The organism is Streptomyces bikiniensis (assembly GCF_000716625.1).
Classification (GTDB): Bacteria; Actinomycetota; Actinomycetes; order Streptomycetales; family Streptomycetaceae; genus Streptomyces; species Streptomyces bikiniensis.
This window is the reverse complement of the sequence record NZ_JNXJ01000023.1, coordinates 17,759-29,284: the sequence shown is the minus strand read 5'-3', so window position 1 is coordinate 29,284 and position 11,526 is coordinate 17,759. Positions and strand designations below refer to the sequence as shown.

At 72.1% G+C, this 11,526-nt stretch carries 12 protein-coding genes; 5 read left to right on the top strand and 7 right to left on the bottom strand.

What is annotated here, in order from left to right:
- Positions 1 to 12: 12 nt before the first annotated feature.
- The 3 genes from OO47_RS19540 to ilvA form a co-directional block, all read right to left on the bottom strand.
- Positions 13 to 867: an ABC transporter permease gene (locus tag OO47_RS19540; RefSeq protein ID WP_051716171.1), complete on the bottom strand. Its 855-nt coding sequence runs from the start codon at positions 865 to 867 to the stop codon at positions 13 to 15.
- Positions 868 to 872: 5 nt separating this feature from the next.
- Positions 873 to 1,973: a daunorubicin resistance protein DrrA family ABC transporter ATP-binding protein gene (locus OO47_RS19535; protein WP_030217072.1), complete on the bottom strand. Its 1,101-nt coding sequence runs from the start codon at positions 1,971 to 1,973 to the stop codon at positions 873 to 875.
- A gap of 170 nt (positions 1,974 to 2,143) precedes the next feature.
- Positions 2,144 to 3,373: a threonine ammonia-lyase gene (gene ilvA / locus OO47_RS19530; RefSeq protein ID WP_030217068.1), complete on the bottom strand. Its 1,230-nt coding sequence runs from the start codon at positions 3,371 to 3,373 to the stop codon at positions 2,144 to 2,146.
- Positions 3,374 to 3,522: 149 nt separating this feature from the next.
- Between ilvA and OO47_RS19525 the strand changes: the two genes are divergently transcribed.
- Together OO47_RS19525 and OO47_RS19520 are read left to right on the top strand one after the other, a co-directional pair.
- Entirely contained in the window at positions 3,523 to 4,089 is a 567-nt protein-coding gene (locus OO47_RS19525; RefSeq protein WP_051716161.1) for a MarR family winged helix-turn-helix transcriptional regulator, read from the top strand.
- A gap of 84 nt (positions 4,090 to 4,173) precedes the next feature.
- A complete protein-coding gene (locus OO47_RS19520) occupies positions 4,174 to 4,365 on the top strand; it encodes a DUF1059 domain-containing protein (RefSeq protein WP_030217063.1) in 192 nt (63 codons plus the stop codon).
- Between the two features lie 59 nt (positions 4,366 to 4,424).
- Here OO47_RS19520 and OO47_RS19515 read toward each other — a convergent pair whose 3' ends face one another.
- Complete coding sequence (locus OO47_RS19515; RefSeq protein ID WP_030217059.1) at positions 4,425 to 5,579, bottom strand: cystathionine gamma-synthase; 1,155 nt, start codon at positions 5,577 to 5,579, stop codon at positions 4,425 to 4,427.
- A 71-nt stretch (positions 5,580 to 5,650) separates the two neighbouring features.
- Between OO47_RS19515 and OO47_RS19510 the strand changes: the two genes are divergently transcribed.
- Both OO47_RS19510 and msrA read left to right on the top strand, forming a co-directional pair.
- Positions 5,651 to 6,757 (top strand): hypothetical protein, encoded by a 1,107-nt coding sequence (locus OO47_RS19510; RefSeq protein WP_030217057.1) that lies wholly within the window; start codon positions 5,651 to 5,653, stop codon positions 6,755 to 6,757.
- An 87-nt stretch (positions 6,758 to 6,844) separates the two neighbouring features.
- Positions 6,845 to 7,504, top strand: coding sequence for a peptide-methionine (S)-S-oxide reductase MsrA (gene msrA, locus OO47_RS19505; RefSeq protein ID WP_030217054.1), 660 nt, complete (start codon positions 6,845 to 6,847; stop codon positions 7,502 to 7,504).
- Between the two features lie 28 nt (positions 7,505 to 7,532).
- On the opposite strand, the gene OO47_RS19500 is transcribed toward msrA, so the two are convergent.
- Positions 7,533 to 7,880 carry a DUF1330 domain-containing protein gene (locus tag OO47_RS19500; RefSeq protein WP_030217052.1) on the bottom strand — a complete coding sequence of 116 codons (348 nt, stop codon included), beginning with the start codon at positions 7,878 to 7,880 and terminating at the stop codon, positions 7,533 to 7,535.
- Positions 7,881 to 7,970: 90 nt separating this feature from the next.
- The gene (locus OO47_RS19495) at positions 7,971 to 9,023 is read right to left on the bottom strand and encodes an NAD(P)-dependent alcohol dehydrogenase (RefSeq protein ID WP_030217049.1); all 1,053 of its coding nucleotides are present in this window, start codon (positions 9,021 to 9,023) and stop codon (positions 7,971 to 7,973) included.
- A gap of 127 nt (positions 9,024 to 9,150) precedes the next feature.
- Between OO47_RS19495 and OO47_RS19490 the strand changes: the two genes are divergently transcribed.
- Positions 9,151 to 10,014 carry a helix-turn-helix domain-containing protein gene (locus OO47_RS19490; protein WP_030217047.1) on the top strand — a complete coding sequence of 288 codons (864 nt, stop codon included), beginning with the start codon at positions 9,151 to 9,153 and terminating at the stop codon, positions 10,012 to 10,014.
- A gap of 120 nt (positions 10,015 to 10,134) precedes the next feature.
- On the opposite strand, the gene OO47_RS19485 is transcribed toward OO47_RS19490, so the two are convergent.
- Positions 10,135 to 11,406: a L,D-transpeptidase gene (locus OO47_RS19485; RefSeq protein WP_030217042.1), complete on the bottom strand. Its 1,272-nt coding sequence runs from the start codon at positions 11,404 to 11,406 to the stop codon at positions 10,135 to 10,137.
- Positions 11,407 to 11,526 lie beyond the last annotated feature (120 nt).

The following is an 11,526-nucleotide window of genomic DNA, read 5'->3' as shown; positions in this document are numbered from 1 at the left end:
GGGCCCGGGGGGTCAGGACGCCGCCGAGCGGTACTTGCGGACCGCGAGGGTCCGGAAGAGGGCGATGATCAGGACCGACCAGATGACCGAGGCCCAGACCGGGTGCTGCATCGGCCAGGCGTCCGAGGTCGAGACGCCGGGGTTGCCGAACAGCTCCCGGCAGGCCTGCACGGTGGCGCTGAACGGGTTCCACTCGGCGATGTGCCGCAGCCAGGGCGTCATCTGGTCCGAGTCCACGAACGCGTTCGAGATGAACGTGACCGGGAAGAGCCAGATGATGCCGCCCGAGGTGGCGGCCTCCGGGGTGCGGACCGAGAGGCCGATCAGGGCCCCGATCCAGGTGAAGGCGTACCCGAGGAGGAGCAGCAGGGCGAAGCCGCCCAGGACCTTGCCGGCGTTGGTCGGCTCGGCGGAGCCGGTGCGCCAGCCCACGAGGAGCGCGACGACCGCGAGGACGACCAGCGTGACGGAGGTCTGCACGAGGTCGGCGACGGTGCGGCCGGTGAGGACGGCGCCCCGCGCCATCGGCAGGGAGCGGAAGCGGTCGATGATCCCCTTCTGCATGTCGTCGGCGATGCCGGCCGCCGAGCCCGCCGTGGCGAAGGTGACGGTCTGCGCGAAGATGCCCGCCATCAGGAAGTCCCGGTAGACGTCGGGGTCGAGGGTGCCGCCGATCGCCATGGAGCCGCCGAAGACGTACGTGAAGAGCACCACGAACATCACCGGCTGGATGACCCCGAAGAGGATCATCTCGGGGATCCGGGTCATCCGGATCAGATTGCGCTTGGCGACGACGAGGGAGTCGCCGAGGGACTGGGCGACGCCTCCGCGCGGCCGTGGGGCCCGGGTCGGGGCCCCGGTGGTCACGGTGCTCACTTCGCCTCCTCCTTCGCGTCCTCGGCGGACCCGGAGGCCCCGGCGTCCTCCGTACTCTTGGCCGCCTTCGTGCGGTGCTTGCGGCCCCGGCCGCCCTGCCGGCCCCCGGCGCCGTCCTCCTCCGTCTCCTCCTGCTCGGCCGCGTGGCCGGTGAGGGAGATGAAGACGTCGTCGAGGGTGGGGCGGCGCAGGCCGATGTCGTCGATCTCGACGCCGACGGCGTCCAGGTCGCGGATGACCTCGGCGAGCAGCTTGGCGCCGCCGGTGACGGGGACGGTCAGCATGCGGGTGTGCTCCTCGACGGAGACCTCGCCGCGGCCGGCGCCCCCGGCCCGCTCGGCGCCGTAGCGGCCGAGGACCTCCCGGGCGCCGGTGAGCATCTCCCGCTCGCGGACCACGACCTCGACGCGCTCGCCGCCCGTCCGGGCCTTGAGCTGGTCGGAGGTGCCGCGCGCGATGACCCGGCCGTGGTCGACCACGCAGATGTCGTGGGCGAGGTGGTCGGCCTCCTCCAGGTACTGGGTGGTGAGCAGCAGGGTCGTACCGCCGGCGACCAGCTCCTTGATGACCTCCCAGAGCTCCTGCCGGTTGCGCGGGTCGAGGCCGGTGGTCGGCTCGTCCATGAACATGACCGGCGGGGAGACCACGAGGGCGGCCGCGAGGTCCAGGCGGCGGCGCATGCCGCCCGAGTACGTCTTGGCGGGGCGGTCGGCGGCCTCGGCGAGGTGGAACCGGTCGAGCAGCTCGCCCGCCCGCTCCTTCGCCGCCTTCGCCTTCATCTGGTAGAGCTGCCCGACCATCTGGAGGTTCTCGCGGCCGGTCAGGTACTCGTCGACGGCCGCGAACTGGCCGGAGAGGCCGATCGAGCGGCGCACCTCGTTGGGGTGCGCGAGGACGTCGATCCCGGCGACGACGGCCCGTCCGCTGTCGGGCCGCAGGAGGGTCGTCAGCACGCGCACGGTGGTGGTCTTCCCCGCGCCGTTCGGGCCGAGCAGACCCAGGACGGTGCCCTCGGGCACGTCGAGGTCCACCCCGTCCAGAGCTCGTACGTCACCGAAGGTCTTCACCAGACCTTCGGCGTAGATCGCGCCTGGCATGTGGGTTACTCCCCATGGATCGGGACTTTTTCCCACCGATCCTAGGTTTCGGGGACGGCCCGCGCCCAGTGAATTTGTGACTCGCGCCACAAGCCGAGGTCAGAGGGGGTGCGGCGGTGGCCGGGGCCGGGGCGGGGTCCGGGGCGTACGGAGCCACGGGCGTACGAGGGTCAGCCGAGGACCGTGTAGCCCGCGTCCCGCAGCGCCTCCGTCACCTCCCGGCAGTGCTCCGGGCCCTTCGTCTCCAGGTGGAGCTCGACCTCCGCCTCGGTCAGACCGAGCCTCGGGTCGGTCCGTACGTGGCTGACGTCCAGGACGTTGGCGTCGACCACCGTCAGGGCCGCGAGGAGCGAGGCGAGCACCCCCGGCCGGTCCGTCACGCGCAGCCGCAGGCTCAGGTAGCGGCCCCCGGCGGCCATGCCGTGCCGCAGCACGCGCTGGAGGAGGAGCGGGTCGACATTGCCGCCGGAGAGGACCGCGACCACCGGGCCCCGGAAGGACCCCGGGTCGGAGAGCAGGGCCGCGACCGGGCTGGCGCCGGCCGGTTCCACGACCAGTTTGGCGCGCTCCAGGCAGAGCAGCAGGGCGGAGGAGAGCGCGTCCTCGGAGACCGTGCGGACCTCGTCCACGTACTCCCTGACCAGGTCGAACGGCACGTCGCCGGGGCGGCCCACCCTGATGCCGTCGGCCATCGTGACCGGCGACTCGACGACCACCGGGTGCCCGGCGGCCAGCGAGGGCGGATAGGCGGCGGCGCCCTCGGCCTGCACGCCGATCACCCTCACGTCCGGGCGCAGCGACTTCACCGCGAGACCGATGCCGGCCACGAGACCGCCGCCGCCGACGCCGACCACGATCGTGCGGACCTCGGGGCACTGCTCCAGGATCTCCAGGCCGACCGTGCCCTGTCCGACGATGACGTCGGGGTGGTCGAAGGGGTGGATGAGGACGGCGCCGGTCTCCCGCGCGTACTGCTCCGCCGCCGCGAGGGTCTCGTCCACGACCTGCCCCTGGAGGCGGACCTCGGCACCGTACTCCCGGGTCGCCGCGACCTTCGGCAGCGGGGCGCCGGCCGGCATGAAGACGGTGGCGCGCACGCCGAGCAGCTTGGAGGCGAGCGCGACGCCCTGCGCGTGGTTGCCGGCGGAGGCGGCGACGACCCCGGCGGCCTTCTCCTCGGGCCGCAGCCCGGCGATCCGCACGTACGCCCCGCGCAGTTTGAAGGAGCCGGTCCGCTGGAGGTTCTCGCACTTGAGGTGCACCGGCGCCCCCACCAGGGAGGACAGGTGCCGGCTGCCCTCCACCGCCGTCACGCGGGCCACCCCGGACAGCATCTTCTGCGCACCGCGCACGTCGTCGAGCATCAGCCGGTGCAAGGGGCGTGATGTACGGAAGCTCATGACAGCAAGTCTCGCAGCTCACAGCCCTGCCGACCGCCCGGCGGGCGGGTGTCCGAACGGGTTTGGACGGGCCCGGTACGGACCCCGCCGGGTCCGCGTACTCTGTCCCCCACCGTCCGACCGCTCCCGCACGAGAGAGACCCACAGCCATGCCCCCGTCCCAGGACATGACGACCGCTCTCGACCCCGGTCTCCTCGACGCCCTCCAGCACCAGGTGGCCGTCTTCGCCCGCCGGGCCGAGCAGACCCGCCTCGGCGGGACCGGCCAGCTCCGCAACTCCATGGACCGGGCCGCTTACCTGCTCCTCAACCGGCTCGACCAGGAAGGCCCGATGGGCGTCAAGGCGCTCGCGGCGGGCATGGGCATCGACTCGTCGACGGTCACCCGCCAGGTCGCCCCACTCGTGGACACCGGCCTGGTGAAGCGCACCTCGCACCCGGAGGACGGGCGGGCGGTCGTCCTCCAGCTCTCGCAGCGCGGACTCGCGCGCCTGGAGGAGGTCCGCGCCTCGCGCCGCCAGTTGATGGTGGAGGTCACGGAGGGCTGGACGCCGGAGGAGCGGGAGGCCTTCTGCACCCTGCTCACCCGCTTCAACACCGCCCTGTCCGCACGCCAGTCGGCCCACACGGGGCACGCGCCGGCGGAGTCGGGGGGCACGGGCGGGACCGTTCCCGGTACGGCTCCCGAGGGCGAGCCGTCCCCGGCCTCCTCCTGACCGCCCGCCGCCGCTCGAAGCCCGGCGGGTGCGGTCCTAGGCTGGAGGGGGACGGCACTCGTACGAGGTGCCGAGGAGGCTGTCATGACCAGGAAAGTCGCCGACTGCCGCAGGACGCCGAGCGTCATGAACTGCACCCTCACCATCACCGGTGAGGAGGAGGAAGTGGTGCGGGCCGCCGCCGAGCACGCGGTCTCCGTCCACGGCCACGAGGACACTCCCGAACTGCGGGCCATGGTCCGCGCGGAGCTGGAGGACGAGAAGGTCCCGGCCTGAGCCGGGGAACGGCCGGGCGGGACCGTTCGAGGTCCCGCCCGGCCGTTCCGGACCCCCCTCTAGCCCAGCGCCTGCCGCAGGTCCGCGAGCAGGTCGTCGGCGTTCTCGATGCCCACCGAGAGGCGGACGAGGTCGGCCGGGACCTCCAGGGCGGAGCCCGCGACGCTCGCGTGGGTCATGCGGCCCGGGTGCTCGATGAGGGACTCGACGCCGCCCAGGGACTCGCCGAGGGTGAAGAGCTTCGCGCGGTTGCAGACCTCGACGGCCGCCTCCTCGCCGCCCTGCACGCGGAAGGAGATCATGCCGCCGAAGGACCGCATCTGCTTGGCGGCGATCTCGTGGCCCGGGTGCTCCGGGAGGCCCGGGTAGAGGACCTGGGTCACCTTCGGGTGCTGGGTCAGCATCTCGGTGACCTTCTCGGCGTTCTCGCTGTGCCGGTCCATGCGCACGGCGAGGGTCTTGATGCCGCGCAGCACGATCCACGAGTCGAACGGTCCGGCGACCGCGCCCATCGCGTTCTGGTGGTACGCCAGCTCCTCGCCGAGGGCCGCGTCGGCCGTCACCAGGGCGCCGCCGACGACGTCCGAGTGGCCGCCCATGTACTTGGTGAGCGAGTGCACCACGACGTCCGCGCCGAGCGCCAGCGGCTGCTGGAGGTAGGGCGAGGCGAAGGTGTTGTCCACGACGAGCTTCACGCCGGCCTGGCGGGCCACGCCCGCGACGGCCTCGATGTCGGTGATGCCGAGGAGCGGGTTCGAGGGGGTCTCGACCCAGACCAGCTTCGTGCGGTCGTTGATCGCGTCCCGCACGGCGGCGACGTCGGAGGTGTCCGCGACCGAGAAGTCCACGCCCCAGCGCTCCACGACCTTGGCGAAGAGCCGGAAGGTGCCGCCGTAGGCGTCGTTCGGGATGACGACGTGGTCGCCGGGGACCAGCAGCGCGCGCAGCAGGCAGTCCTCGGCGGCGAGGCCGGAGGCGAAGGCGAGGCCGCGCCGGCCGCCCTCCAGGGCCGCCAGGTTCTCCTCCAGGGCGGTACGGGTCGGGTTGGCGCTGCGGCTGTACTCGTAACCGCCGCGCAGCCCGCCCACGCCGTCCTGCTTGTACGTGGACACCTGGTAGATGGGCGGGACGACCGCGCCGGTCAGCGGGTCGGCGGTGTTGCCCGCGTGGATCGCGCGGGTCTCGAAGCTCTGGTGGATGTGCTGGTCGCTCATGTCCAGGAGCGTAGTGCCGCGGGACCTCCGGCGCCGCGTTCGTCTCATGGGGTGTCCTGGACAATGGACGCATGGAGATTCTCTGGTTCCTCATCGCGCTCGGGCTGCTGTTCGGCGTCCTCGGCCCCTACCTGCTGCGCCGCCGGGGCGGCGGCATCCGGCTGGCCGCGCCGGGATCGCCCGACGCGGCGGACCCGGCGGCGTACGGATTCGTGCCGCAGGAGGACCAGGACGTGCGGCTGCCGGGGGCCGACGAGGACCTGCTCGACGTGCTGAACGTCGTGCAGGCCACCCAGGACTGGAAGGCGGCCTCGCAGCTGCTCGCCGGGACCGGCAAGGACGGCGAGGTGCGCTGGCAGCGCGTGCAGGCGTTCGCGGGCGCGGCCTCCCTGGAGCTCCGGGAGAGGCCGGGCGTCGGCGGGGCGTGGCTGCGGGCCTGGCGGGCGGACGCGCCGAAGGACCCGGGCGGGGCGGCGGTGCACGCCGAGTTCCTGGTGCAGCAGGCGTGGCGGTCCTCGGCGGCCGGGAGCGACGACTTCCGGATCATCCTGGAGGAGGCGCTGAAGGTCACCGAGGAGGCGGCGCTGCTCGCCCCGGGCGACCCCGTCCCGTACATCACGCAGCTGGCGGTGGCGCGCGGCCTGGGCTACGGGCCCGAACAGTTCGACCAGGTGTGGGCGAAGGTGATCGACCGGGCGCCCGCGCACATGGGGGCGCACCTGGCGGCGCTGCACTACTGGTGCGAGAAGTGGCACGGTTCGCGCGAGGAGGCCGACCACTTCGCGACGACGGCCGCGGCGCGCGCCCCGCGCGGCTCGCTGCTCGCCGCGCTGCCGCTGTTCGCGGTGTACGAGCACGTGCCGGACGTGGTCCTGGTGCAGGACTTCTTCCGTACGCAGGTGGTGTCGAAGGCGGTGGAGGGCGCGCTGTACGCGGTGCACTCGGCCCGCCCGGACGACCCGATGCTGGCGCACGTGCGCCATCTGCTGGTCTGGTTCCTGGTGCGGGGCGAGCGCTGGGCGGAGGCCATGCACCAGCTGGTGAAGGTGGACGGGCACGTGGGCGCGGTGCCGTGGACGCTGAGCGCGGACCCGGCGGCGGAGTACACGGTCTTCCGGAACCTGGCGGTGGCGGGATACGAGGCGAACGGCGGCAGCCCGCTGACGCTGCCGCGCTGACGGCCCGACGGGCGGACGGGCGGGGGAATCCCGGCGTCCCCTCCCTTGTTGTGCGGACTGCCGACGACCGTCGAGGAGAGATGCAGCATGTTCCTGTCCCGCACCCCCGTCCTCCCCACCCCCGAGCAGGCCCTGCCCGGCCGCGCCGAGCCGGAGTTCTCCGTGCCCGCGCGCCACACGGTCCTCGGCAACCCGCTCGTCGGCCCGTACCCGGAGGGCCTGGAGGTCGCCGACTTCGCCCTGGGCTGCTTCTGGGGCGCCGAGCGCAAGTTCTGGCAGACCGAGGGCGTCTGGACGACCCTCGTCGGCTACCAGGGCGGCTACACGCGGAACCCCTCCTACGAGGAGGTGTGCTCGGGCCTGACCGGCCACACGGAGGTCGTCCGGGTGGTCTTCGACCCGTCGAAGGTCTCGTACGAGACGCTCCTGAAGCTGTTCTGGGAGTCCCACGACCCGACGCAGGGCTTCCGCCAGGGCAACGACGTGGGCACCCAGTACCGCTCGGCGCTCTACACCCACTCCCCCGCCCAGGCGGCGGCCGCCGAGGCCTCCCGCGAGACCTACCAGAAGGTCCTGACGGCCTCCGGCCACGGCGAGATCACCACCCACGTCCTGCCGGCCGCCGACCGCCCGTTCTACCCGGCGGAGGCGTACCACCAGCAGTACCTGGACAAGAACCCGGCGGGCTACTGCGGCATCGGCGGCACGGGCGTCTCGTGCCCGATCGGGGTGGCGAAGGCGGAGTGACGCCCGCGCGGTGCCCCCGCCGCCCCCGTCACCCCACCGCCGCCCTCAGCGCGGCCGCCGTCGTCGCCGGGTCGTAGTCCTCCGGGACCCCGTCGATCAGGAGGACGTCGCCCGCCATGTGGCGGGTGCGGAGGGGGATCAGGGCCTGGTAGGGGGCGGAGGCGTACCAGGCGCGGGCGTTCTCGTAGGTCGGGAAGGCGATGACCACGAGGGCGCCGGGCCAGGTGCCCTCCGGGACCTCGCGGGTGGGGGCGCCGTGGACGAGGAAGCGGCCGCCGTAGGGGTCCAGGGTGGCCTGGACGCGCTCCATGTACGTGAAGACCTCCTCGTCGAGGACGGGCTTCGGGTGCAGGTTTCCGAGGGCGTATGCGGTCATGGGGACAGCGTGCCGGGGCGTGCCGTACGGGTCGATTACTCCGGACGTCATACCCCGGCCGTCAGGTTCCGGCGGCCGTACGCGGGCGCGTCAGATGGTCGACGCGTCGATCACGAAGCGGTAGCGGACGTCGCTCGCGATCACCCGCTCGTACGCCTCGTTGATCCGGTCCGCGGCGATCACCTCGATCTCCGCGCCCAGGCCGTGCGCGGCGCAGAAGTCGAGCATCTCCTGCGTCTCCGCGATGGAGCCGATCATCGAGCCGGCGAGGGTCTTGCGGCCGCCGATCAGGGAGAACAGGCCGATCTTGACCGGCTCCTCGGGCGCGCCCACGTTCACCAGGGCGCCGTCCGTGCGCACCAGGCCCAGGTAGGCGTCGAAGTCCAGCGGCGCCGAGACGGTGGAGAGCACCAGGTCGAAGGTGCCGGCGAGGGCGGTGAAGGTCTCCGGGTCGCTCGTCGCGCGGTAGTGGTCGGCGCCCAGCCTCAGGGCGTCCTCCCGCTTCTTCTCGGACTGGCTGAGGACGGTCACCTCCGCGCCGAGCGCGTGGGCGATCTTGACGCCCATGTGGCCGAGGCCGCCGAGTCCGACGATCGCGACCTTCTTGCCGGGGCCGGCCTGCCAGTGGGCGAGCGGCGAGTAGAGGGTGATGCCGGCGCAGAGCAGCGGGGCGGCCTCGTCCAGGCCGATGCCCTCGGGGATGCGCAGGGTGTAGTTCTCGTCGACGACGATGTGGGTGGAGTAGCCGCCGTAGGTCGGCTCGCCGTTCTTGTCGAGGGCGTTGTACGTGCCGGTGCCGCCCGTGACGCAGTACTGCTCCAGGCCGCGCAGGCAGTGCTCGCACTCCCGGCAGGAGTCGACGAAGCAGCCGACGCCGACGCGGTCGCCCACCCGGAACTTCGTCACGCCGGGGCCGGTGGCGGCGACGACGCCGGCGATCTCGTGGCCGGGGACCATCGGGTAGATGCCCTCGCCCCAGCCGTCGCGCGCCTGGTGGATGTCGGAGTGGCAGATCCCGGCGTACTTGATCTCGATGAGGACGTCGTGTTCGCCGACCGGGCGGCGCGGCACGGTGGTGCGTTCGAGGGGGGCGTGGGCGGCGGGGGCGGCGTAGGCGGGGACGGTGGTCACGTTCGTGGTCATGCCCCCAGCCTGCTCGGGAACGCCGGTGCCACCCAGGCACCTGTTCTTCGTACGACCGCCGTGCCTACCACTGGCAGGGTCAGGAACGTACGTCCGGCGACCCGGTCCGGCGGCGATAATGGGACGGATGGACCCCAGTGCCGAACTCAGTGAATTCCTGCGCTCCCGCAGAGCCCGGCTGAAGCCGCAGGACGTGGGGCTGCCCGAGTTCGGGCGGCACCGGCGGGTGCCGGGGCTGCGCCGCGAGGAGCTGGCGCAGCTGGCCGGGGTCTCGGTGGCGTACTACACCCGGCTCGAACAGGGCAACGGCCGCAACGTGTCCATGGAGGTCCTGGACGCGATCGCGCGGGCGCTGCGCCTGAGCGACACCGAACGGGCGCATCTGACGCACCTGGCGAAGCCGACGGTGAAGAAGCGGCAGCGGGCGGCGATCTCCCGTCCCCAGCAGGTGCGGCCGGGGCTCTCGTACCTGCTGGACTCGATGGACGGGGTGCCCGCCGTCGTCCTGGGGCGCCGGCTCGACCTGCTCGCCTGGAACCGGACGGCGCGGGCGCTGCTCGGCGACTTCACCGCCTGGGAGCCGCACGAGCGGAACATGGCCCGGATGGTCTTCCTCGACCCGAACGCGCGGTCCCTGTACCTCGACTGGGAGTGCAAGGCGACCGAGGTGGTGAGCGTGCTGCGGCTGTACGCGGGGTGCTACCCGGACGATCCGCAGCTGCTGGCGCTCGTGGGCGAGCTGTCGGTCCGGAGCGAGGAGTTCCGCTCGCTGTGGGCGGCGCACACCGTGGCGGACAAGGGACACGGCACGAAGCGGATGCGGCATCCGCTGGTGGGCGAGATGGAGCTGTCGTACGAGACGCTGAAGGTGTCCGGAGCCGATCCGGACCTGGTGCTCGTGACGTACCACGCGGAGCCGGGCACGCCCTCGGCGGAGGCGCTGCGGCTGCTCGCGCAGTGGGGCGTGGACGAGCCCGTGGACGCGCGGTAGGTCCGGACGCGCGAAAAGGGCCCCGGTACGGCGGTCGGCAGCACGCGCAGCCGTGGGCCGCACGCGCGCGAAAAGGGCCCCTCCTCGTGGAGGGGCCCTTTCGGGTGCGTGCGGGAGGGGCTAGAGGGCCGAGCCGGCCTTCCACTCCGACCAGCTCATGTTCCAGCCGTTGAGGCCGTTGCTGGGGGCGATCGTCTTGTCCTTGGAGTTCTTGACGATCACGACGTCGCCGATGAGCGAGTGGTCGTAGAACCAGGCGGCCGTCTGGTTGGGGTCGCCGGCGCCCTTGACGTCGTTGAGGCCCACGCAGCCGTGGCTGGTGTTCGAGGAGCCGAAGATCGAGTCCGGACCCCAGTAGTTGCCGTGGATGAAGGTGCCCGAGCTGGACAGGCGCATGGCGTGCGGCACGTCCTTGATGTCGTACTCGCCCTTGCCGTCGTCGTCGGTGAAGCCGACGGTGGCGCCGTTCATCCGGGTCTCCTTGAACTTCTCAGAGATCACCATCTGACCGTTGTAGGTCGGGTTCTCCGGGGAGCCGGCGGAGATCGGGATGGTCTTGACCGTCTTGCCGTCCTGCTTGACCGTCATGGTCTTGGTGGCGACGTCGACGGTGGAGACCTGGTTGCGGCCGATCTTGAAGGTGACGGTCTTCTGCTGGACGCCGTAGACGCCCTCGGCGCCCTCGACCCCGTCGAGGTCCAGCTTCAGCGTGACGGTCGAGCCCTCGGTCCAGTACGCGTCGGGGCGGAAGTCGATCCGCTGGGGGCTGAACCAGTGGCCGACGACCTCCTGGCCGGAGCTGGAGGTGACGGTGATGCCGCTCTGGACGGCCTTCTTGTCGGTGATCGCCTTGTTGAAGTTGATCGAGACCGGCATGCCGACGCCGACGGTCGAGCCGTCCTCGGGCGTGAAGTTGCCGATGAAGCTGTTGGCCTGCGAGACGGTGGTGAAGGAGGAGTTCTCGTGGGCCTCCAGGCCGGCCGCGTCCGCCGCGGTGGCGGTGATCCTGTAGACCGTGGCGCGCTTGAGCGGGCCGGTCGGCTTCCAGCTGAGGCCGTCGGCCGCTATCTCGCCCTTGACGGCCGTGCCCTCGGCGGAGGTCATGACGACCTCGGTGAGCTTGCCGTCGGCGACGGTGACCTTGGCGTCGTTGTTGATGGAGGCGTTCTGCGCGCCGTTCTCCGGCGAGATCGTGATCCGGGCCTTGGAGGTCTTCTGCGCCGCCGCCTCGTCGACCTGCTCCTGCGACTGCGGGGTCGCGGTTCCGGAGGCGCCGCTGCCGCCCTTGTCGCCGTCGTCGCACGCCGAGAGCACCAACACACCGCTGAGCAGGGCAGCCGCGGCCGCCAGGCTCCTGCGGCGCTTGCCGTCCGTCATCACACGCTTCTCCATCGTCGCCGATTCCCTGTGCACGCTTGCTTCCCTACCCATGACAACCCGTTCGGTTCGGGAACCGTACGGTTTGTGGGGAACACCACTGATCGACACGCACGGGCGGAGCGTTCGGTTCCC

What these genes read in the sequence shown, in the direction of transcription:
- OO47_RS19495 (WP_030217049.1), bottom strand. Translation starts at nt 9,023, where the DNA reads ATGACCACGAACGTGACCACCGTCCCCGCCTACGCCGCCCCCGCCGCC.
- OO47_RS19500 (WP_030217052.1), bottom strand. Translation starts at nt 7,880, where the DNA reads ATGACCGCATACGCCCTCGGAAACCTGCACCCGAAGCCCGTCCTCGAC.
- OO47_RS19485 (WP_030217042.1), bottom strand. Translation starts at nt 11,406, where the DNA reads ATGGAGAAGCGTGTGATGACGGACGGCAAGCGCCGCAGGAGCCTGGCG.
- OO47_RS19515 (WP_030217059.1), bottom strand. Translation starts at nt 5,579, where the DNA reads ATGAGCGACCAGCACATCCACCAGAGCTTCGAGACCCGCGCGATCCAC.
- ilvA (WP_030217068.1), bottom strand. Translation starts at nt 3,373, where the DNA reads ATGAGCTTCCGTACATCACGCCCCTTGCACCGGCTGATGCTCGACGAC.
- OO47_RS19525 (WP_051716161.1), top strand. Translation starts at nt 3,523, where the DNA reads ATGCCCCCGTCCCAGGACATGACGACCGCTCTCGACCCCGGTCTCCTC.
- OO47_RS19490 (WP_030217047.1), top strand. Translation starts at nt 9,151, where the DNA reads ATGGACCCCAGTGCCGAACTCAGTGAATTCCTGCGCTCCCGCAGAGCC.
- OO47_RS19535 (WP_030217072.1), bottom strand. Translation starts at nt 1,973, where the DNA reads ATGCCAGGCGCGATCTACGCCGAAGGTCTGGTGAAGACCTTCGGTGAC.
- OO47_RS19510 (WP_030217057.1), top strand. Translation starts at nt 5,651, where the DNA reads ATGGAGATTCTCTGGTTCCTCATCGCGCTCGGGCTGCTGTTCGGCGTC.
- msrA (WP_030217054.1), top strand. Translation starts at nt 6,845, where the DNA reads ATGTTCCTGTCCCGCACCCCCGTCCTCCCCACCCCCGAGCAGGCCCTG.
- OO47_RS19520 (WP_030217063.1), top strand. Translation starts at nt 4,174, where the DNA reads ATGACCAGGAAAGTCGCCGACTGCCGCAGGACGCCGAGCGTCATGAAC.